Origin of the sequence: Rufibacter roseus, assembly GCF_001647285.1 — a bacterium.
Taxonomy (GTDB): Bacteria; Bacteroidota; Bacteroidia; order Cytophagales; family Hymenobacteraceae; genus Nibribacter; species Nibribacter roseus.
In genome coordinates this window covers 131201-153751 of the sequence record NZ_LRML01000008.1, presented here as the reverse complement: position 1 = coordinate 153751, position 22551 = coordinate 131201, and the positions used below count along the sequence as shown (strand labels likewise).

Below are 22551 nucleotides of genomic sequence, written 5' to 3'. Positions count from 1 at the left end.
ATATAGTAGCACGCAATCCAGCTGACAGAGATTGACATTATAGCTTCCTTCTTCTGTTTTAGGGCTGCTTTTTGAAAATCAGCCCTAAAACAGAAGAAGGAAAAGCTTACAAGCCATCAGAAGCTTGTGAGCTTTTTTATTTAAAATTTAAATGCCTTAACCGGTTATTCTGCTACCAGCGCAGCGCCTACAGTCTCTACCTCCTTACAATACGTGCAGCTGCCGGTACAAGGCTTCTTCTTGTTTTGGAACAGGCTGAGCAGCGGAATTTTTGTTTGGCAAGCGCCTGTCTTACGATAGGCATCCTGCAGGTAATGCCGGGTTAGGTGCAGATCTTTGGTGGCAATCACGAACACATCTGCCGGATTGACTTCGGCAAAGTCTTGCAGCCCTTCCATCATGTCTTCCTCCCCAATTACATGTAAACTGCCTGCGGTGTTGAACGCCTCGTTTAGCTCAGCACCTAGTTTTTTTATTTCAACAAAGTGGCTAGCTTCCGTCTCTGGGTAAAAATGAATGGGATGAAGTTTAGCGTTGAAATCTTTGGCCAGGGATTTCACTAGTTGCACTACTCCCGGCTCTTGGTCTGTAAAGTCGGTGGCGAAAACTAAATCTTGCCAGGGCTGGTATGTTGCTTTTTCGGGCACCCACAAAATTGGGCAGGCGGCAAACTCCTGAACCGGCAGCTCTTTCACGCCACGTTCTATGGCTTCCAAGAGGCCGCATCCGGCAATTATAAGGTCCGGCCTGTGCACTTCCACCATAGAGGGTATGAGCCCCGCCCAGGCATCACCGCTAATAAGGCACTCGGTGTGGTGCGGTTCTTTGTGGCGCCGCGAATCACAGGCATAGCGTTTGGCAAAGCTGTAGAGTTGCTGCGAATACTGGAGCTGGTTTGTGATGGACAGCGGTGCCCCGTTTGTACTGAAAAGCAACAGAATATTGGCTTTAAGCTGGCAAGCCAATTTTACAGCATACCCATAGGTATTTACGCTGTTTGGTGAGAAGTCGGTGAGAACGAGAATCTTTTTCATATCACTGTGAGAAAATAATCACTATTTGAGAGGCGCGGCGCAGTGGGTTTGACCACCCACACCCGCAATATTGGTACTACTATCTAAAACCGGACTCACGTACGGTATGCCTAAGTTCAAGCCGCGCAGAATAAACATAATGGCCATGCAGGCAGCCACAAACGGAACCGCCTTGGTAAAGAACCGGCGCAACCCCAACTGAATATATTTGCCAGAAAGAGAGAGCAGGAACATCAGCGGGAAAGTGCCTAAGCCGAACAAAGTCATATACAGACAGGCATCTACCACACTTGGCATACTAATGGCTCCCGCCAATGCGAAATACACAAACCCGCAAGGCAGCAGTCCGTTCAGCAAGCCCACCACTCCGTTGGCCCAAGTTCCTTTCTTCTGGAAGAACTGTCCCATGGCTTTCTGCACGTAAGAAAGAACTGCCTCCAGCCCCGTAACCTTTCGGAATTTACCCGAAGCTGCCGAGGGCACAATTACCAACAATAATATAAGCACACCTGAAAAGATGGACAAGGTTTGCTGCAGCCCCGCCATTTGCAGGCTTTTCCCCAGCAAACCGGCTATCAAACCAAGGGCGGCGTAAGTGGCAATTCGGCCTAGGTTGTACAGGAGCCTACCCGCCACAAAAGTCAGTCCGCTTCCCTTACCCACCGGCAACGCCAGCGCAATAGCGCCACACATGCCTACGCAGTGGAAGCTGCCTAAAATACCGAATAGAAAACCCGCCCAAACCATATTTTTTACTTGATGGTAATGTCTTTTTCTAAAAAGTAGCTCTGTTTGTCTTGGCTCCAGTTCAACTGCACCCGCCACAAGCCTTTAGCCAGTTGAGCCGTTGGTATATGCTGCTGTCCGTCTGAGTTCAAGTTCATGGGCACCGTAAAATCCTTTTTAGAGTCCGACGGACGGAGGAATACGACTTCACCTTTCAGCCCATCTGCCTTCAAATCGGCTGGAAAGACCACACTTAGCAATTCGGCTGCCTCGGCATGATTCAGGAGCACCTGAGTGTCCATGGCATTAGTAGCTTTTACCTGGTCCATGTGCTGCTGGTATTCAATTTCTTTCTGGTAGTAATCTTTGCTCACCAAATCAACATCTGACTGCATGGTCATGCGCACCATATTGGCCACAAAAAGTATGAAGAATACATAGGCAGCTATGATTAATTTTGGCCACCAGCTGGCAGTTTGTTTGGGTAATGCTTTCATTTTGATGAGTTCTGAGTCTTGAGTTCTGAGTCCTGAGTTTTTGCATTTTCAACCTGTTTTTCTAAAAGCAGGCTGAAAACGCCTCTATATTACACTTGTATTGCTAGGCCTATAAACCCAGATAAAAATTCTTAATTCTTAATTCTTAATTCTTAATTCTTAATTCTTAATTCTTAATTAATCTATTGGCCTGGCCCCAGAAATTTGGTTTTTTTAGTGGTGATCAATTTATCTCCGGCGTACACGCCAATTTTTATTTCAGTGGAAGTTCCTTCTAAAGCTTCTCTGGAAAGTTCTGCGAAAAATACGCCCTCGGCTAAACCTTGTTCGGGCAGCACCATCTCGTTCCGCACCATTCTGATTTCACCTTTAGGCTCTATTAGTTTGAGCGTGATGGGCATGCTCTTCACGGTCTTGTTAATGACCGAGATATTGTACAGGTTGCTGATGTTGCCATTCTTCTCTTTCTGGTACATCATGCCCGGAGTACGCAGCACGGTAGCGTCAATGTTGTTTCGGGTTACCAGCAGCGTCACAAAGCCGCCAACCAGCAACAGGAGCACCACGGTATAGCTTTTCATGCGGGTAGTAAACCGTTGCGGCTTGCCTTCGGCAATGCTCTCTTCCGAAGCATATTTTATCAGGTTGCGCGGCTTTCCAATTAAGTCCATGATGTCGTTGCAGGCATCAATACAGGCGGTACAGTTAATGCACTCCAGCTGCTGGGCACCGTTTCTAATGTCAATTCCGGTAGGACAAACCGAAACGCATTGGTGGCAGTCAATACAGTCACCGGCGGTGCGCTCTACATTCTTGCGAAGTTTCTCTCTTGGCTCACCCCGTACATAATCATAGGCGATGACCGTGGTTTTCTTGTCCATCATCACGCCCTGCAGTCGGCCGTACGGGCAAACTATGGTACATACCTGCTCCCTGAAACGGGCAAACACCCCGTAGAAAATAGCGGTAAACAGCACCATAGAAAATAAGCCGCCTAAGTGGTTCAGCGGGTTATCGGTGATGATGGTTTTAAGGGCATCTACGCCAATAATGTAGACAAGAAACGTGTTGGAGATGATGAATGAAATCAAAACAAAGACGCTGTGTTTAGCTATTCGTTTCAGAATTTTATCTGAGGTCCAGGGGGCACGATCCAAAGCTTTCTGTTTGTTATAGTCGCCTTCAATCCAGTACTCAACCCGCCGGAACACCATCTCCATAAATATGGTCTGCGGGCAAACCCAACCGCACCACACCCTGCCGTACACCACCGTGAACAAGATGATGAACACCATAAACGCCATGAAGCCCAACAACAGAATAAAGAAATCCTGCGGCCAGAAAATCATGCCGAAGATGATGAATTTGCGCTCCACCAAATTGAGCATGAGCACAGGCAAACCATTCACCTTCAGAAAAGGCCCCGTGAACAACAAAGCCAGCAGCGCATAGCTCACCAGCTTACGGTAATTGTAAAATTTACCCTTCGGTTTTTTAGGGAAAAGCCAAACCCGTTTTCCTTCTTTATCTACTGTGGCAATGGTGTCTCTAAAAGATTCATTGTCCACTATTGCGTGGGCCATTCTTTTGTAACTCTTAGGTTAAACAAGCAATCCTTATTCAGGAGCGGGAGGCGTCAACCTTCAATACAAAATTCAGGAAATTGCAGCCTGATAAAGATGACCGAAGTCACCTTTCAGGCTGATTCTGAGCAGGATTTTCAGGATTAAAAAGATTAACAGGATTAGATAAGTAAATAGAATACACTTTGCAGGATGTAATAACTAGGCAAAGCCTTTTATCAACATGAATTCCGTTTCCAGCTTGGTTTTCTAAAAACAAGCCTAAAACAGAATACCGCCCGCTCAAATGACCTGGCAGCGTCTTTCAGACCAGCCAGTGTCTGTGCCGGTAGCCATTGGTTAAGTTGTTTTGCCAATCAGGAAATTGGCTGTCTGACAGTGCGTAGAGCGCTGTGCTAACTCTACGCACAACATGAGCACAGCTAACTAAATCCACAAAATCAATCTAAACCTGAAAATCCTGCTCTATAAAAAAGCCCCTTCGTCAAGAACAAAGGGGCTTTTGGGTCTTCAAAATGTTACTTAGCTTTTTCGCCTTGTGGTTCTTTTGCGTTTGCCGGGTTGGTGCCTTGCAGACTGAGGATGTAGCTGGACACTTCCAGCATCTGCTCTTTAGAAAGTTTTCCTTGCCAAGCCACCATACCTTTGCTGGTTACCCCAAACTTCACAACTTTATAGATGTCGTTCACGTCTCCGCCGTGCAACCAATATTCATCTGTCAGGTTAGGCCCCACTACTCCTTCGGCGTTCTGGCCATGGCAGGCTGCGCAGTTCTGGATATAAGTAGCTTTTCCGGCTTCCAATTGGGCAACGTCGGTGAGTGGTTTAAAGTCTGTTTTCTCGTTGGCATTTCCCCCACCGTGGCTGGCACTGAGAACCGCTGCCGCCTGCATTTCGGCTTCGTATTCCTGCTCCTGAAGCTGACCTCCCATTACGTGGTAATTCAGCAGATACACCACAGAAAACACAATGGTAGCGTAGAAAGAATATTTCCACCAAGGCGGCAAATCGTTGTCTAGTTCATGGATGCCGTCGTAGCTGTGGTCTTCCATAAGCGCACCATTATGCTTGCCGGTAATGGTAGAAGTGTCGCCACGGAGAAGTTTGATAAACCGTGCCATGAAGGTGTTCTGCAAGGCAGGTCTATCGTACAGGTTCGCCAGCAACGGCAACGCCTGAAAGAACGCTATGGTCATGAACAACAACACCAACAGGAGCAGGAAACCTACCAACACCACCAGAACCTGAGTTGTAGGCGGCATGGCTTTCCATTCAATATTAACAGGCGCGGCCGGGGCAGCACCATCTACCTTTGTTTCTGTAGGAGCAACTACGGGAGCAGCGGCTTCAGCAGGCTTTTCGCTTTCCTCTTTTAAAAAAGCAATAACATCTTTGATGTCTCCGTCAGAAAGAGAGCCTTCAAAGCTGGTCATCGGAATCTTACCAAACTTCTCGAACACCTCCACCGCTTTTTTGTCGCCGCTGGAGATCATTTTGCTGGAGTTCTTTACGAATTCTAGTATCCACTTTTCTTCGTGGCGTTTGTGCAAATCTTTTAGGGCCGGGCCTACTACCTGCTCCTGCACTCTATGGCAGGCGGCGCAGTTGCCTTCAAAAATGGCCTTGCCTTTTACGGCATCCTGTGCCGCGGCCGGTTCAAATCCCGTTCCCGCCAATAACAGAGCAGAAGCCAGGGAAAGTACTAATCGTTTCATGACCGTTGGTCTTGGGTTGAGAACTGAGGTTGGTTTTCGTTTTGCAACGGCATCAGGCTCATGGACTTGATGTGGTTCTTATTGGTGAACAATACATACAGGATAAGTCCGATGAAGAAGATGAAGAAAATCAGGAACGAGATAATTGGAAAAATCTCAATGCCGTCTATGGCTTGTAATACGTTTTTGTACATGGTTTTTCTTTTAAGGACGCAAGACACAAGACATAAGACTCAAGACTTTATTCCTGTTCTTTGAAAAATCTTATGTCTTGCGTCCTGAGTCTTGTGTCTATTTTTATTCTTCTTTCACTTTAATGTCAGTACCCAGGCGTTGCAGGTAGGCAATGAGGGCTACAATCTCTTTCGAAGATTTCACCTCTACTCCTTCTTTTGCAAGGTCAGCGGAGATTTGCTCTGCCTGTTTGATCAGGTCCATGTTGGCTTTCTTCGCGTAGCCTTCTGGGTATGGAGTACCCAAGCTTTGCAGAGCCTCAATTTTGGCCTCGGTGTCAGAGATATCCAAGTCTTGCTCAAACAACCAAGGGTATGCCGGCATGATAGAACCTGGTGACATGGATGTCGGGTCCAGCATATGATGATAGTGCCAGCTGTGCGGATACTTGCCACCCACTCGGTGCAAATCTGGACCGGTACGCTTAGAGCCCCACAGGAACGGACGGTCATACACAAATTCCCCTGCTTTAGAATACTCGCCATAGCGCTCGGTTTCAGAGCGGAACGGTCTTACCATTTGGGAGTGACAGTTCACGCAACCTTCTTTGATGTACACGTCTCTACCCTGCAATTCAAGCGCAGTGTAAGGCTTCAACGAGGCGATGGTTGGCACATTAGATTCTACTAAGAAGGTAGGAATCATTTCCACCATACCACCAATCAAAATGGCCACGGTAGCCCAAACCGCCATTTGTACCGGACGGCGCTCAATCCAACGGTGCCAGTGTCCGCCACTGTGGGCTTGCTCTACTCCTTTGAACTCAGGAAGCAACGGTGCTGCCTGCGCTTTTTCGTTGGCCAGCAAGGTGCCGCCTTTCACGGTTTTGTACACATTGTAAATCATCAGGAACACCCCGCCCAAGTACAACACGCCGCCAATGCCGCGCAGGTAATACATGGGTATGATTTGAATAACCGTCTCCAAGAAGTTAGAGTACTGCAGCATACCTTCCTCGTTGAACTGCTTCCACATTAGGCCCTGGGTTAAACCCGCCCAATACATAGGAATGGCGTAGAACAAGATACCCAGCGTGCCTAACCAGAAGTGCATATTAGCTAGCTTGGTAGAGTGCAGTTTGGTTTGGAAGATGCGCGGGATTAACCAGTACAGAATACCGAAGGTCAAAAAGCCGTTCCAGCCCAAAGCACCCACGTGCACGTGCGCCACAATCCAGTCGGTGAAGTGGCCAATGGCGTTCACGTTTTTCAGCGACAGCATAGGGCCTTCAAACGTAGCCATACCGTAAGCGGTAATAGCCACTACCATAAATTTCAGCACCGGTTCTTCGCGCACCTTATCCCAGGCACCTCGCAGCGTCAACAGACCGTTAATCATACCACCCCAGCTTGGAGCCAACAGCATGACAGAGAACACAACCCCCAGCGACTGCGCCCAGTCAGGCAAAGCAGTGTACAGCAAGTGGTGAGGACCCGCCCAGATATAAATGAAAATCAGGGACCAGAAGTGGATGATAGAAAGACGGTACGAGTACACCGGACGGTTAGCCGCCTTGGGTAAGAAGTAGTACATCATGCCCAGGTAAGGCGTGGTCAGGAAGAACGCCACCGCGTTGTGGCCATACCACCACTGCACCAGCGCATCTTGCACCCCAGCGTAGCCAGAGTAGCTTTTCATGAATGTAACCGGAATCTCATACGAGTTCACAATGTGGAGCACCGCAACGGTCAGGAACGTGGCAATGTAGAACCAGATCCCCACGTACAGGTGTCGCTCGCGGCGTTTTAAGATGGTTCCGAACATGTTCCAGCCGAAAATCACCCACACCAACGTAATGGCAATGTCAATTGGCCACTCCAGCTCCGCATATTCTTTGCTGGTGGTGTAACCCAAAGGCAAAGTGATGACCGCCGACACAATAATGGCCTGCCAAGCCCAGAAATGGAGGTTACTCAGAAAATCTGAGTACATACGGGCTTTGCAGAGGCGTTGCAGCGAATAGTACACGCCCATGAAAATTCCGTTGCCCACAAACGCAAAAATCACGGCATTGGTGTGCAGGGGCCGTACCCGCCCGAAGGTGGTGTACTGGTTACCGAAGTTCAGCTCAGGCCGGGCCAGCTGAAACGCGATAATCACCCCAATAAGCATTCCGGCCACACCCCAGAACAAGGTAGCATACCCGAAATTTCTGACGATTTTGTTATCGTAGAAGAAAGTGTCCAACCAGTTGGAGTCATCGGTGGGGACAACCGGTTGTGGTTTAGTTAGTGTCTGCGTTGACATGTGCGTGTTAGGTTATTTAACACTTCAAATTTCCGCAGAAGTAGAGGGAGAAAAGATGACGGATGTCAGTTTAAGGGGTGATTGTTGTCAGAGAGGGGTGATGTGGGGGATTTGGAAATTTGAAGATGTGAAGATTTAAAGATGGCGCCTCTACTCTACCTTCCAGAGAATTAAGCCTTACCTTTCATTTCAAAAAGAATTTGTGGGCAATTAAGGACGAGCGGTTTGAACAGAATTTTTTTCTGGAATCTCTGTCAAAGCTTGCAGTTACATTTAGCTTTTTGCACGCATTGCTGATACTCCCCCTTTGAAGGGGGCGAAGGGGGATGTTTACACAGGAGAGTCCACGCATTCCTGCTTTTCTTTTTTACGGTCATCCCGAGCATCGCCGAGGGATCTTACGAAGACGTTCCAATATAGGCAGCAAAATATTAGCCACCGCAGTTGGACAGGTCGCGACCTGTCCGTACATCATCTTTTTTCCCGCTGCCGAGCTGGCGTGGCGGTGGCTGATCCAAAGCCACACGAGGAAACCTTCTTCGTCTCTTTGGCTCCGTGCGCTCACGGCCGCGGGGCCCCGCCCTGTGGATTCGCACTGCCCTTTTCACTAGACCTTCGGTCTTGCCGCTGGCGCGGCACCGCTCAAAGCGAGGCGCTCATCCCCACGGCTGGTATCAGTTCCAATTCTGCTGCCATTGCTGCTGTTGAAATGCTGCTGTTGGTTATTTGCTTCTGTGGTTCCTGGGTAGAGTCACTGGCGCTATCGCGCATCTCCTTTTTCTTAATGTAGAGACGCAATACTTTGCGTCTCCCACGCATTGCTGAGGCACGTTTTCAGCCTGTTTTACAGAAATCAGCATTAAAACGGACTCAAAAAAAGCGACGTCACTTTGTGACGCCGCTCCTGTTTCGTAATAGTTTCTACTGAAATCATTCTTCTATTCCCTCCACCTCTACCCCGTTCAGGTAAGGCTCAAATATTTGCATAGGGTTGGCGGTGCGGTAAAAGCTCCCGATTACCTCTACTTGGTTCTTAGACCACCGCTCCACAAAAAAATCGTTTAAGGCATAGAGGCTGACGGTGCTGCCGTTGAAGGCACGCTGCGCCAGCAAAATACCGTTCCGGTTCAGCATCTCTACTTGGCTCCAGTTGGGGAGCCGCTCAAATAGGGCGTGTTCTAACATAAGTTTTATGCGTACTTTTGGCTATTGAACCAACATCAACCAACTAAGAAAAGATTCAGCAGGAACTAAAAGCATTCTGTGCTGAACTTTTATGCTGGTTAAATTTAGTTAAAACACATTATAAAACCACCCCTTCCCTTAGTCTATGAGCCAACTCACCATTCATAACTACGACGAACTTGCTGCCTTTGAGGGCAAAGAACTTGGAGTATCTGACTATCACACTATCACTCAGGAACAGATCCAGAAATTCGCGGAAGCTACTCTAGATTTCCAATGGATTCACTTGGATGCGGAGCGCGCTAAAAAGGAGTCTCCCTTCGGTGCTACTATTGCCCACGGTTACCTAACGGTGTCGCTTTTGCCGTACCTCTGGGCGCAGATAGTGGAAATCAAGAACCTGAAGATGCAGGTAAACTATGAAATTGAAAGCCTCAGATTCAATCAGGCAGTGCTGGTAAATAGTGAGGTGCGGTTAAAGGCAAAGCTGGCAAGCCTGAAGAATTTACGCGGTGTGGCAAAGGCTCAAATTGAAGTGACGCTGGAGATTAAAGACCAGAAGAAACCTGCCTATAACGGCATGATTACCTTCTTGTATCACTTCAACGGGTAATTTTTCGGCCTTAACTGAAGGAATATCTGCCTCTAATTTATTAGGCCTCCTTTCAATGTTTATTCCCACTTTGAGGGGCAGGGGGATGTTTACACCAGAGTGTCCACGCATTGCTGAGCATAAATATTTTCTATGCGCGGAAGTAACTTCCGCGCATAGTTGAGAACGCCATGACTTGCTGGTGTAAACATCCCCCTTCGCCCCCTTCAAAGGGGGAGTATCAGAAATGCGTGTGCTGTGGAATTATAGTATTTTCAGCCTCTATTTCAGAAAATGGCTCCAAAGCACAAAACTTGTGAGATCTTGAAGACCTCACAGGTTTTGTGCTTTACGTTTTAGCTCATATTCTCAAAAAAAAGGTCTAAAACATCAATTATGCCTCACCTTTGCCTGATTTTTTATTTCCTGCGCCAGTTGGCTCCTCATCGAACAGCATCCGCACCGATGGCGTGTAGTCATCTTCATATTGACCGGATTTCACTGCCCAAATGAAGGAGGTTAGGAACAGAACCGCTACGGTTAAACTGATTCCGATGAGCATATAGATAATAGTCATAGCTAAGGTTATTTTTTTGTTTTAAATAAGCCCATTTGGTAGGCCACAAAACGTACGCCCAGCACAGAGCAGAGAACTACGCTTACGGTACTAATGGGCATCAGAATAGCGGAGATAACGGGGGTAAATTTACCCATCACAGCCAGTGTAAGGCCAATCACATTATAAAAGAAGGACACGATAAAGGCCCCGAGTATCACGTTCATGCTCCGGCGGGAGAAATGCAGAAATTTGGCGAAGTTGGTAAAGGAACCGCTGTCCAAAATGGCATCGCAGCCGGGAGTGAAGCCGTTCACGGAATTGGTGATGGAGATACCCGCATCGCTCATCTGTAAGGCACCGGCGTCATTTAAACCGTCACCCACCATAATCACTTTATGACCTGCTTTCTTCAGTTGCTCAATATAGGCTAGCTTATCTGCCGGAGACTGGTGAAAGCGTAAATCTGCTTCGTAACCAAATATTCGCTGCAGATTCGTCCGCTCTGCGTCATTGTCTCCGGAGAGTACCGCCAACTTTTTGCCTTGCTGCTTCAGTTCTTTCACAAGTTGCTCCAGACCTTCGCGGTAATGGTTAGAAAAAGTGAATACCCCGTTATATTCGTCACCAATGCTGACATAAACACGGGTGGCCAAGCTGGAGGCACCTACCATAAGCTGAGCGCTGCCGGCGAAGCTACTGGAACCTATCTTCACTAACACTCCCTCCACTTTCCCCTGCACGCCTTGCCCCGCAACCTCCCCATACTCGCTCCCTGGTCGAACTTTCTGTGTCAGGAAAGAATACAGGCCCTGACTGAGTGGGTGCGTGGAATGCTGCAACACCGACCGCACCAAGCTCTTGTTATAGTCGTCAAGTTCATTGCCTTGGTAGGTAATGTCGGTTTGGGTGCTTTCGGTGAGGGTACCCGTTTTGTCGAAGACAATGGTGTCGGCTTTAGCCAAAGTCTCTGCCACATCTCCGTTTTTGAGATAGAATTTCTGCCCCCCGAATATCTTGAGCGCGTTACTCAACGTGAACGGCGTGCTCAATGACAAGGCACAAGGGCAGGCAATCACCAGTACCGAAGTAAAAGCTTTTATAGCCATATCCGTCTCTCGCGGCACCCAATACACCAGCGCACCCAAGGCAATAAGCAACGTGACAGAAATGAACCAACCGCCCACTTTGTCAGCGTAGGTACCTACTCCGAAATAACTTTTCTCTTTCTGAAAAACCTCATTGTTCCAGAGTTGGGTGAGGTAGCTTTGCGAAACGTCTTTAATCACTTCCAGCTCAATACTCTCCCCTACCTGACGGCCCCCAGCGTAGATGATTTCACCAGCCACCTTTGGCACCGGCACCGATTCTCCCGACACGAAGCTGTAGTCAATAAAGGCAGAGCCTCTTAACAGAATGGCATCGGCGGGCACCAGTTCATGATTCCTGATTCTGATGCGTTTGCTGGGGGTAAGGTCTTTTACGGCGGTTATTTTCTCCTGCCCTTTCTCCAGCACGGTCACTGAAATAGGGAAATAGGCTTTGTAGTCGCGGTCGAAGGCCAAGGCGTCATACGTAGTTTTCTGCACGTATTTTCCTATCAGCATGAAAAACACCAGACCAGTGAACGAGTCTAAATAGCAGGGGCCCTTGCCGGAGATTATATCCCATAAACTCACCAAAAACAACGCCGCCAACCCCACACTAATAGGGGTGTCCAAGTTCACATGCTTCTGCTTCAAACCCTGCCAAGCCGATTCAAAGAAACCACGGGCGCTGTAAAGCAGCACCGGCAGCGCCAGCGCAATGCTCACGTAGCCAAAAAAATGGCCGAACTCCTGTTTCACCTCCTCGCCAAAGGCAAAGTAATCTGGGAAAGCCAGCAACATGGTGTTCCCGAAGCAGAAGCCTGCCAAGCCCAGCTTCAGGTTAATGGAGTAGTCGCGTTTCTTTTTCTTGCCGGTTAAATCAGAAAGGTTGAGCGTAGGGCCGTACCCTATTTTGTGCAGCAGCGTGACGATGTTGCTCAGCTTGGTTTTCTGCGGATGGAAGGAAACTGAAATCTCCTTTCTTGGGAAATTCACTCTTGACTCAATTACGCCGTTGTCCAGCTTAAACAGGTTCTCCAGAAGCCAGATGCACGAGCTGCAGTGCATGCCCGGTATCTGGAACAGCACTTTGTGCAAGGTCTCGCTCTGGAACGTGAGCAGTTGGTTTTGGGTAGCAGGCTCGTCTAAATAGGTGAACTGATTGGCTTGTACCTCTTCTGATTTTACCGTGACGCCTGGTTTTTCTCCGGCTTCCAAATTGTAATACGTACATAGGTTATTGGCATAGAGTAGTTCATACACGGCTTGGCAGCCGGTACAGCAAAACGCTTTCTCATCTGAATATAATGGGGTAGAATCACACTCGTCGCCGCAGTGGTAACAGTGCTCTTTTTCATCAACAAGGGTGGAGGCAGATTCCCTCATGGCATTGGTTTTCTAGTTCGGTTACAAAACTACCGCACCTGCCCCCTAGATTTGATGATGCGCGTCACCCTATAAACTGACACATCTCATTGATGCCCTTGCCTAAAATAAAGAATTTTGCAGAGGTGATTCTGCCCTTACCATGTGCGTACAGGTGAATTCTATTGTAGAGCCTGAAAGAACTTTGATAATGCTAGGCTGGGCATGGTAAGGGCAGTTCACCATTAACTTTTAATCCCTGCTTCTGGGCGGGTCAGCAGTCACTTTTAATTTATTCCCCATGCCACTTTCAGAAAAAGTATCGGCCTCTTTAGAAATACAAAACCTTTCGGAGCAGGTAATGTACCACCCGGAGAAGTTTGCCCATAAATTGTTGATTGACCGAGAAGAACAGAAGACCCTACTCTTTGCCTTTTCTAAAGGGCAAGGACTGAAAACTCATACTACCCCTAAGCCTGCACTTTTGGTAATGCTAGAGGGTGTCTGTAACTTTAAGGTGAACGGTATTACGCAGTTGCTCATAGCCGGCGAAGTCATTACTATTCCAGCCAACGTTCCGCATTCTCTTACCGCCGCTACTGATTTCAAGATGATTCTGATTAAATAGTTTTTAAGACGCAAGATCTTCAAGCTGTTTTTTACCTGTTTTTGTAAAAGGAGGCCTAAAACAGCAGTAATTAGAAATGAATTTACTTTATCTGCGTTTGAAGTAAAACGACAACATGGAAAACCCACTCCCCGATATTACTTCTGAAAAAGACATAAAGCATCTGGTTGATTCGTTTTATGATAAGGTGAACCAAGACGCACTGCTCTCTCCTATTTTCAACGACCTTTCAAAAGTTGACTGGGAAAAGCACCTGCCCATTATGTACCGCTTTTGGGACTCAATTCTGCTGGGTACCGCAGATTACAACGGCCGCCCTTTCCCGAAGCATGCTTTCCTGCCGGTGGGCAAAGAACATTTCGCGCAGTGGCTGTATCTGTTCCATGCCACGGTTACAGAAAACTTTCAAGGTCCCGTAGCGGAAGAAGCCAAGTTAAGAGCCGCAAACATCGCCCGTATATTCCTTGGTAAGATTCAGCAGATTCAAGGGAAAACTGATGGGATTCCAATTTTGGGGAAAGATTAAAAACATTGTAGGGGCAGGTCGTGACCTGTCCTAATGCGGTTGCTCCAGCAATTTGCCTTTCGTTGAGATGACCAGGAAAGAAGCAGGAATCAACTATGCGCGAATCGAAAATGCATGGATCAGAAATACGTGGACACTCCTGTTTAAACATCCCCCTTCGCCCCCTTCAAAGGGGGAGTATCGGGAATGCGTGCTTTATTAATGTTGTTCCGTTTTCAACCTGCTTTTTCAAAAACAGGCCGAAAACGGGAAATACAGCCTCTGCATTTACTCCTCTATTTGCCGTTCTTCAAATTCAATTAAATCCTGTAGTAGTGTCTTCGACACCTCTCCTACTTTTCCGTTGCCAATTGGCCTTCCATCTATCTCCACAATTGACAGGACCCGTTTGGTAGTGCTGGTCATAAAAGCCTCTTTGGCATTGGCAATGTCTTGCAGTGTTACTTCTGCCTCCTCCACATTATAGCGCTTAGCCGCCAGTTCCAGCACGTTTTTTCGGGTAATGCCCATGAGCACCTCCTGTGCCGGAGTGGCTACGGTATTATCCTGCTTTACAATAAAAAAGTTACTCCGCGGGAATTCAGTGACTACACCATTCTGATGATACAGCACATCATCGGCTCCTTTTGATTTCACCTGCTGAATAAGCCTGATGCCCATGGAGTAGTTGATGGTCTTGGCACGCGCCAGCTCCCGGATGTACTCAGCCGTAATAATCTTAATGCCATTGTTCACTTGCTGCTCCGTGGGCATGGGCAACGAGTGCTGCGTAATGATGAGGTTGGGCTCAGCGGGGTCGTAACCGTTGGCCGAGTAGCCGCCGGTTAGAATCATTTTCATGCCTGACTCTGGCATTTCATTCCGCTGGATGAGTTCCAGAATCACTTCTGTGATCTCTCTTTCAGACAGCGGTACCTCCAGACCCATCATGAGCGCCGAAGAGTAAAAGCGGGTAAGGTAATCTTGCAGAAAAAGAGGTGTACTATTCTGAATCTTGAAGAAATCAAACACGCCGTAGCCCCGCTGAATGGCTAAATCGCTCACGTGCAGGTACGCGCTCTTGAGCGGGATGATTTCGTTCTGGAGGTAGGCGTATGGGTTAAGGTTGGATGACATGGTGTTTTTTTAAAATCTGAATGGTTTTATCAAGGGGCAGTGCCTGAATCTGGCGCCCCTCTTTGCCGGTCATGGTTTCGGCTTTGAACAGGGAGTTGATGATGGCTTCTTCAGTGGCCTCAATCGTAGCAAGAAATAAAGCCGACATCTCATCATTATGTAGAAGGGGTATCTGCTGCACGGGTTCTTTGGGTGAATACGCCACTTGGCAGCCCGGGTGCGTGGAGAAAGAAATGACATAGTCGCCGCTGCCGTTGGAGGCGATACCACCGGTTTTGGCCAGTCCCAACATGGCTCTGCTGGCCATCCGCTCCAGGTTTCGGGCATCAACGGGGGCATCGGTGGCGACAATAATCATACAGGAACCATCCGCTTTTTCCAGAATTTGCCTGCTGAACGAAAACTGCCCCAGTTGCTCACCTACTGGCGCACCATCAATTTGCAGCACACCTCCAAAATTACTCTGCACCAGTACGCCCACTGTATAGCCACCCAAACTGGCAGGCAGTTTCCGGGACGAAGTACCAATGCCGCCCTTGAAACCAAAAGTAATTGTTCCAGTTCCTGCGCCTACATTTCCTTCAGCCACCTCGCCGCCTTTGGCTTGTTCAATGGCTTTTACAACGTGCTCCGGCTTCACGTGGCGTCCGCGTATGTCATTCAAGCCACCGTCGTTTGTTTCGCCCACCACCGCATTCACACTCTGCACTTTCTCGTTGCCTTTCTGCCGCAGCGTGTACTCCACCACCGCATTCATGGCCGTGCCAACGCCCAACGTGTTCGTTAAAATAATAGGAGTCTCCAAAGTACCCAGTTCCTGCACCTGGGTACTACCAGCAAGTTTCCCGAAGCCATTCCCCACAAATATTGCCGCCGGTACTTTGTCCTGAAAAATGTTGCCGCCGTGCGGAAGAATAGCCGTTACTCCGGTTCTTATATTACTCCCCTGTACCAGCGTCACGTGCCCTACTGTCACACCCGCCACATCAGTGATGGCGTTCAGTTTTCCGGGAGAAAGAACGCCAATTTTCACGCCGTAATCCCGCGCCCGCTTCCGTTCCTGGGCCTGAGATGTAAAGGTTAGGCTGCATAAGAGAACTATGGAAAGTAATATCTTCATTCTATGAAAATTCAATGCTAGCGGTAAAAGTATGGGTTCTGCAGAATTTATGGTGTGTTCGAGAAGAAAAAATCATTCTTTGAAAAAACAGACAAACATTAAATACGTCACTTCCTATTTGCTATATAGATGATGGGAGCAGGTGATTTAGATTCCCCTCACCCGCTTTGCTGGCATTGGCTAACAACAGGTGGATAGCAAATCCCAACAGGTAAGGCAAAAGCAAACTGTGGAAGTCAATAGACAACAGACAAAACAACACTTTCTGTTTTAGACCTACTTTATTAAAAACAGGTCTAAAACACCCGACACTTATAAACTTCATTTTTCATTATTGGTGTTCCTGCTTATCTTTCTACAAAATCAAAACGAATGAACAGACGACACTTTATAAAAGCTGGTTCTTTTGCCAGTATTACTCTCTCCGCCCTTGGGCTCGGAGCCTGCGCTACAACTAATTCTGCCGCAATTGTAACTGACACTGGAAATGCCACGGCCAGTGCCGACTCAGATGATTTCAAGCTGAACGAGAAAACCATCCGGGACCTGCAGAAGATGATGCAGAGCGGCGAGATGACTTCCAAACAAATCACGCAGCTGTACCTGGACCGCATTGCCGCCATTGACAAAGCAGGTCCTAAGCTGAACTCTGTCATTGAGGTGAATCCTGATGCATTGGAAATTGCCGCCGCCATGGATCAGGAACGCAAAGCCGGAAAAGTACGGGGTGCCTTGCACGGTATTCCTGTTATGGTGAAAGATAATATTGACACCGGCGACAAAATGGTGACCTCGGCCGGTTCTTTGGCGTTGGCCGAAAATCGTGCCGCCAAAGATGCCTTCATTGTGGCCAAACTACGTGAGGCGGGGGCTGTGCTGCTGGGCAAAACCAACCTGAGTGAGTGGGCCAACTTCCGGTCTACCAAATCTACGAGCGGCTGGAGCAGCCGGGGCGGCCAAACCCGCAACGCTTATGTGACTGACCGCACTCCCTGTGGCTCCAGCTCTGGCTCTGGCGTAGCCGTGGCTGCCAACTTATGTGCCGTAGCCGTGGGTACAGAAACAAACGGATCTGTGGTTTGCCCGGCCGCCGTGAATGGATTGGTAGGCGTAAAACCTACCGTTGGTTTGGTAAGCCGCACAGGCATCATTCCTATTTCCCACACCCAAGATACCGCCGGCCCCATGGCCCGCACCGTCACCGATGCTGCCATTCTGTTAGGGGCTCTGGTGGGCATAGACGAAGCCGATGCTGTTACCCGCGAAAGCAATGGTAAGTTTCACCATGACTACACGCAATACTTAAATGCCAACAGCCTGCAAGGCAAACGTATAGGAGTAGAAAAGTCATTCCTGAAAGGTCACCTTGGCGTGGACGAACTGCTGCAGAATGCGCTGGAAACGCTGAAGAGCAAAGGAGCCACCATTGTGGAAGTAGAGATGATGAAAGAAATCCGCAAAGTAGCCGGAGATAGCTTCAAGATTCTGCAGTACGAGTTCAAAGACGGCGTGAACAAATACTTGGCAACCGCAAACGCCAAAGTCAAAAACCTGAGCGATGTGATTGCCTTTAATAAAGCCAACGCTGCCACCGCCATGCCTTATGCGCAACAGGAAATTCTGGAGATGTCTGACAAACTGGGCGACCTGAACTCCAAAGAGTACAAAGAAATTATTGAGAAACAAGTAACAGGCTCCCGCGCCGCTATCAACCAGATGATGCAGGAGCATAAGCTAGATGCCATCTGCGGCCCTACCTACGGTCCGTCTTGGTGCATTGACCTAGTGAACGGCGATTCTTTCACCGGCTACGGCTTGTCTACCCCGGCAGCTATTTCAGGCTATCCGCACATCACGGTTCCTATGGGTCAGGTACAGGGGCTGCCCATTGGTTTCTCTTTCTTCGGGAAAGCATATACTGAGCCGGAGTTGCTATCCATTGCCTACGCCTTTGAGCAGGCAACAAAGCACAGAACGGCCCCTACTTTCAAAAGATCTGCTATGCCGGATTAAGCGTTTTCAGCCTAGTTTTTAAAAATCAGGCCTAAAACAAAAATCTTTAGACCTCACTGGCTTTACAAACCAGTGAGGTCTTTTTCTTATAACTATGGCACCCAACTAGGCACTGCCTGCTCCAATGACCTAGCAGTGTCTCCAAGACCTGCTAGTGTCTGTGCCAACAGCCGTTCAAACTACAAAGCGTAAACCGTAACCATTGGCATTCCACCTCTTCTCTTCTTACCTTGCATGATAATCCAAACCTATACCATGCTTAAAAAACTCCTGTATACGGGTGCTTTACTGGCGGGCACAATTTGCTCGTCCAGCGCCCAGAATACTCCCTCCTGGATGCGCTATCCGGCCATTTCACCAGACGGCCAAACCATTGTTTTCACCTATAAAGGCGACTTGTACCGCGTAGCAGCCAACGGAGGACAAGCCATTCCGCTTACCGCTCATGAAGCCCATGATTTTATGCCCGTCTGGAGCCCAGACGGCAAGTCCATTGTCTTTGCTTCGGACCGTTATGGCAACTTTGATTTATTTAAAATGCCAGCCACGGGAGGGACAGCCGAGCGCATGACCTTCCACTCAGTTAATGAATACCCATATGCTTTTTCCCCCGACGGTAAAACTGTTTTCTTTGGCGCAACCCGTTTAGACAACGCCAGCAACCGCCAATACCCAGCCCATTATCAGCCTGAACTGTATAAAGTTCCGGTAGAGGGTGGCCGTGTACTGCAGGTGCTGACCACTCCTGCCGAAGAAGTGCAACTAAGCCAGAACGGAGAAATCATGCTGTACATGGACCGCAAGGGCGGTGAAAATGTGTGGCGCAAGCACCATCAATCCTCGGTGGCTCGTGACCTATGGCAGTACAACACCAAGACAGGGAAACACACCCAATTAACCACCTTTGCCGGTGAAGACCGCACCCCTGTTTTCGCGGAAAATGATAAAAACGTGTATTACCTGTCAGAGCAGAGCGGCACCTTCAACGTGCACAAAATGCCCATAGATAACCCCAAAGCCAGTATACAGGTTACCTCGTTCACTAAACATCCGGTACGGTTTCTTACTGCTTCTAAAAACGAAGTGTTGAGCTTCGGGTACGACGGCGAGATTTATATTAAACAGCCGAATGCGGAGCCTCAAAAAGTAAACATTACACTAGCAGTAGACGCCAAAACTAATAATGAGCGCATTGTGCAGGTGGCGGGCAGCGGCGTACAAGATCTGGCGGTGTCACCTAACGGCAAAGAGGTTGCTTTCATTTACCGAGGTGAAGTATTTGTGTCGGCAGTAGAGGGCAATGTGACCAAGCGCATTACCAATACGCCAGAACAGGAACGCAGCGTGAGCTTCTCGCCCGATGGCAAAACGCTGATTTACTCAAGCGAGCGAGGCAAAGGCTGGGCCATCTACCAAACCCAGCTGGTGCGCAAAGAGGAGCCTTATTTCTATGCCTCCACCCTGATCAACGAAACTCCGCTCATCAACAACGACAAAGAGAACTATGAGCCCAAGTTCTCGCCAGATGGCAAGGAAGTAGCGTTTGTAGAAGATCGTGTAACGCTGAAAGTATTGAATCTGGCCAGTAAACAAGTACGCACGCTGCTCACCACCAGCGAGCTGTTCTCTATGCGCGATAACGACCAGTATTTCACCTGGAGCCCCGACAGCAAATGGATTGCCTTTGAATTCTCAGAACCCGGTTTCTGGAACGGCGAAGTAGGCGTGATTGCCGCTGATGGCAAGAGCCCCAAAATCAACCTGACGGAAAGCGGCTATCAGGACTTCGCGCCCCAGTGGATGATGGGCGGCAAAATGCTCATCTGGCAAAGCACCCGCGAGGGTATGCGCGCGCAGGCCGCCAGCGGCGGAGCTCAGTCTGATGTGTACGCCATGTTCATGACCCAAGAGGCTTTTGACAAGTTCAAGATGAGCAAGGAAGATTATGCCCTCATCAAAGAGCAAGAAGAAAAAGCCGCCAAAGAAAAGGAAGAGGAAAAGAAAAAAGAAAAAGACAAGAAGAAAAAGAAAGAAGCAGAGCCGATGGCAATAGACTGGGAAGGCCTGAAATTCCGTAAAGCCCGCCTCACGCTGCATTCTTCTCATTTAGCTGATGCCGTGGTTTCTAAAGATGGAGAGACGCTGTACTACCTGGCCAAATTTGAGAAAGGCTACAACCTCTGGAGCACCAACCTCCGCACCAAAGAAACCAAAATGGCCGTTACCCTAAACGCCACCCGCGCCAGCATGAACTGGGACAAAGACCTGAAGAACCTGTTTTTACTAACCGATGGCAAAGTGGTGAAACTGGACCCCAGCAACAACAAACAAGAGAGTGTGAGCATCAGCGGCGACCTTAACCTGAACGTGGCTGCGGAGCGCGCTTTCATGTTTGACCACGTATGGCGCCGCACCCAAAAAGTGTTCTACACCGCCGGCCTTCACGGCGCCAACTGGGAAGCTCTGAAGCCTGATTACGAAAAGTACCTGCCGCACATCAGCAACAACTACGAGTTCTCTGAAATGCTGAGTGAGTTGTTGGGGGAACTCAATGTGTCTCACTCCGGCGCCAGTTTCTCCAACGTACCGGCCAATGCAGATGCTACTGCCTCACTAGGCGTTTTCTTTGATCAAACCTACACCGGCAACGGACTTAAAATAGAGGAAGTCATTGCCCAGGGACCGCTGAAGAAAGCTGGTTTAGACGTAAAAGCCGGAATGATCATAGAAAAGATTGACGGTGAAGAATTGACCTCAGACAAAGACTACGCACAGTTTCTGAACCGCAAAGCCGGCAAAAATATCTTGCTCACTGTTTTTGACCCAAATTCTAAAAAACGGCGCGATATCACGGTTAAACCTATTTCCCTAAGTGAAGAAAACACTTTACTCTACAAGCGATGGGTGCTTCGCAACGCAGAGGAAGTTGACCGCCTCAGCAACGGGCAATTGGGTTATGTGCACATACCAGGCATGAACGACGGCGCGTACCGTACCGTGTATGAGGAGGTAATGGGCAAATACGCCAGCAGAAAAGGCATGGTGGTTGATTCACGCAACAACAGCGGCGGTGACTTGGTGGCAGATTTGGCTATGTTCCTGAGCGGTAAAATGTTCCTGAGCTACACCACCGATGGACGTGAAGTAGGCATGGAGCCTAATTTCCGCTGGAACAAACCCAGCATTGCCCTCGCTAATGAAGCCAATTACTCTGATGGCCACTGCTTCGCGTTCAGCTATGGTGACCTGAAGTTAGGAAAACTAGTGGGAATGCCAGTGCCGGGCACCTGTACCTTTGGCGGTTGGGAAACCTTACAGGACAACAGCCTACGCTGGGGTGTCCCACCACTGGGCGTGAAAGACGTACAGGGCCGTTACCTGGAGAACCTGCATACTGATCCTGACATTAAAGTGATGAATGAGTATGAAGTCGTTAGCAAAGGGAAAGACCAACAACTTGAAGTAGCCGTACAGGAACTACTGAAGGAAGTGAAGTAGGGATTCGTTATCCGTTGCTCGTTATTCGGTTTATTTAAAAAGAGAAGGCTTGGTTAATCCTAGCCTTCTCTTTTTTGTTCAGAGTCTTGAGTGTTCATAATAATTTTACAATTGATATTTACCCTCCTATGAAGGAAAATCCCGTTAGGTTCTAATCAACTTTCTGTTTGAAATCGGAATCTTAGAACAGCAACGGTATGAAGTTTTTAACTTCAGTGAGGCAACTGCCTTGAAAGAGAAAGGTTGCAAGGAAATTCATGCATGATTCAAAAAGTTATCTAGAACTTAAAGAACTGCCTGATAAAAGTGCAAAGGAGGTAGTTTAAACCTGCAGATCCACACATTCCAGCTTCTACTCTTTTTCGATCTACACTGTATTGCGGTCATCCTGAGCGCTAGTCGAAGGATCTAACGAAGACGCAGTCCTTCTACCAGAAATATTACTCCTGCCACCGCTTTACCCTCCGCCGTTGTTGTGTGTTCTCACCAACAACCTAGATTGCTTTTGCTCCTACCACTGCTTCTTCCTTATTCCAGTCTGCATCTCTTCCTGCTAGAGTTTGTCACTTTTCTCCTTGATGTTCAACCTAACCAAAAGAATCAAGAAGCCCTTAAACTCGCTGCCGCTCAAACAGTAAGGGCTTCAGTTTTTTTACCACCTGGCAACCGCGCGAAGTTCCATAGCTTCTGTGGCTACTACTAAATTGAACCTGCGTCTCGTGCTCCCGCTAAGCGCCTCGGCGCCTACGGCTTCTGCGTTGCCCGCTCCCGCAGGAGACAGTAAGAAGGGTTAGAAATCAATTATAACATTATCCACCACTACCTTTT

18 protein-coding genes are annotated in these 22551 nt (G+C 48.4%); 6 read left to right on the top strand and 12 right to left on the bottom strand.

Going from position 1 to position 22551, the window contains the following annotated elements; genetic code table 11:
* Nucleotides 1-164: 164 nt before the first annotated feature.
* From A8O23_RS13550 to ccoN, 7 genes are all read right to left on the bottom strand, one after another.
* Nucleotides 165-1034: a universal stress protein gene (locus tag A8O23_RS13550; protein ID WP_066622099.1), complete on the bottom strand. Its 870-nt coding sequence runs from the start codon at nt 1032-1034 to the stop codon at nt 165-167.
* Nucleotides 1035-1055: 21 nt separating this feature from the next.
* A complete protein-coding gene (locus tag A8O23_RS13545; protein ID WP_066622098.1) occupies nt 1056-1781 on the bottom strand; it encodes a sulfite exporter TauE/SafE family protein in 726 nt (241 codons plus the stop codon).
* 5 nt (nt 1782-1786) lie between these two features.
* Nucleotides 1787-2257 (bottom strand): FixH family protein, encoded by a 471-nt coding sequence (locus A8O23_RS13540; RefSeq protein ID WP_066622096.1) that lies wholly within the window; start codon nt 2255-2257, stop codon nt 1787-1789.
* A 182-nt stretch (nt 2258-2439) separates the two neighbouring features.
* Nucleotides 2440-3840 carry a cytochrome c oxidase accessory protein CcoG gene (gene ccoG, locus A8O23_RS13535; protein ID WP_066622095.1) on the bottom strand — a complete coding sequence of 467 codons (1401 nt, stop codon included), beginning with the start codon at nt 3838-3840 and terminating at the stop codon, nt 2440-2442.
* 518 nt (nt 3841-4358) lie between these two features.
* Nucleotides 4359-5555, bottom strand: a complete 1197-nt coding sequence (locus A8O23_RS13530) for a c-type cytochrome (protein ID WP_066622094.1) — start codon at nt 5553-5555, stop codon at nt 4359-4361.
* Nucleotides 5552-5749 (bottom strand): hypothetical protein, encoded by a 198-nt coding sequence (locus tag A8O23_RS13525; RefSeq protein ID WP_066622091.1) that lies wholly within the window; start codon nt 5747-5749, stop codon nt 5552-5554. The genes A8O23_RS13530 and A8O23_RS13525 overlap by 4 nt, the downstream gene beginning before the upstream one ends.
* Before the next feature lie 103 nt (nt 5750-5852).
* Nucleotides 5853-8036, bottom strand: coding sequence for a cytochrome-c oxidase, cbb3-type subunit I (gene ccoN / locus A8O23_RS13520; protein ID WP_066622090.1), 2184 nt, complete (start codon nt 8034-8036; stop codon nt 5853-5855).
* Nucleotides 8037-8541: 505 nt separating this feature from the next.
* Between ccoN and A8O23_RS13515 the strand changes: the two genes are divergently transcribed.
* Nucleotides 8542-8826: a hypothetical protein gene (locus A8O23_RS13515; RefSeq protein WP_153042204.1), complete on the top strand. Its 285-nt coding sequence runs from the start codon at nt 8542-8544 to the stop codon at nt 8824-8826.
* A 140-nt stretch (nt 8827-8966) separates the two neighbouring features.
* On the opposite strand, the gene A8O23_RS13510 is transcribed toward A8O23_RS13515, so the two are convergent.
* A complete protein-coding gene (locus A8O23_RS13510) occupies nt 8967-9221 on the bottom strand; it encodes a hypothetical protein (protein ID WP_066622087.1) in 255 nt (84 codons plus the stop codon).
* A gap of 145 nt (nt 9222-9366) precedes the next feature.
* On the opposite strand from A8O23_RS13510, the gene A8O23_RS13505 reads away from it, so the two are divergent.
* Nucleotides 9367-9834, top strand: coding sequence for a MaoC family dehydratase (locus A8O23_RS13505; protein ID WP_066622085.1), 468 nt, complete (start codon nt 9367-9369; stop codon nt 9832-9834).
* A 373-nt stretch (nt 9835-10207) separates the two neighbouring features.
* Here A8O23_RS13505 and ccoS read toward each other — a convergent pair whose 3' ends face one another.
* Both ccoS and A8O23_RS13495 read right to left on the bottom strand, forming a co-directional pair.
* Complete coding sequence (ccoS, locus tag A8O23_RS13500; protein WP_066622083.1) at nt 10208-10390, bottom strand: cbb3-type cytochrome oxidase assembly protein CcoS; 183 nt, start codon at nt 10388-10390, stop codon at nt 10208-10210.
* 8 nt (nt 10391-10398) lie between these two features.
* Complete coding sequence (locus A8O23_RS13495; protein WP_066622081.1) at nt 10399-12843, bottom strand: heavy metal translocating P-type ATPase; 2445 nt, start codon at nt 12841-12843, stop codon at nt 10399-10401.
* Nucleotides 12844-13123: 280 nt separating this feature from the next.
* Between A8O23_RS13495 and A8O23_RS13490 the strand changes: the two genes are divergently transcribed.
* On the top strand, nt 13124-13450 hold the full coding sequence (locus A8O23_RS13490; protein ID WP_066622079.1) for a cupin domain-containing protein: 327 nt from the start codon (nt 13124-13126) through the stop codon (nt 13448-13450).
* A gap of 115 nt (nt 13451-13565) precedes the next feature.
* Complete coding sequence (locus A8O23_RS13485; RefSeq protein WP_066622077.1) at nt 13566-13976, top strand: group III truncated hemoglobin; 411 nt, start codon at nt 13566-13568, stop codon at nt 13974-13976.
* 267 nt (nt 13977-14243) lie between these two features.
* Here the strand turns inward: A8O23_RS13485 and A8O23_RS13480 are convergent, their stop codons facing one another.
* Both A8O23_RS13480 and A8O23_RS13475 read right to left on the bottom strand, forming a co-directional pair.
* Nucleotides 14244-15092: an aminotransferase class IV gene (locus A8O23_RS13480; protein WP_066622075.1), complete on the bottom strand. Its 849-nt coding sequence runs from the start codon at nt 15090-15092 to the stop codon at nt 14244-14246.
* A complete protein-coding gene (locus A8O23_RS13475; RefSeq protein WP_066622073.1) occupies nt 15076-16212 on the bottom strand; it encodes a DmpA family aminopeptidase in 1137 nt (378 codons plus the stop codon). The genes A8O23_RS13480 and A8O23_RS13475 overlap by 17 nt, the downstream gene beginning before the upstream one ends.
* Before the next feature lie 372 nt (nt 16213-16584).
* Between A8O23_RS13475 and A8O23_RS13465 the strand changes: the two genes are divergently transcribed.
* Entirely contained in the window at nt 16585-18225 is a 1641-nt protein-coding gene (locus A8O23_RS13465; protein WP_066622070.1) for an amidase, read from the top strand.
* Between the two features lie 255 nt (nt 18226-18480).
* A complete protein-coding gene (locus tag A8O23_RS13460) occupies nt 18481-21723 on the top strand; it encodes a S41 family peptidase (protein WP_066622272.1) in 3243 nt (1080 codons plus the stop codon).
* The last annotated feature ends 828 nt before the right edge of the window (nt 21724-22551 follow it).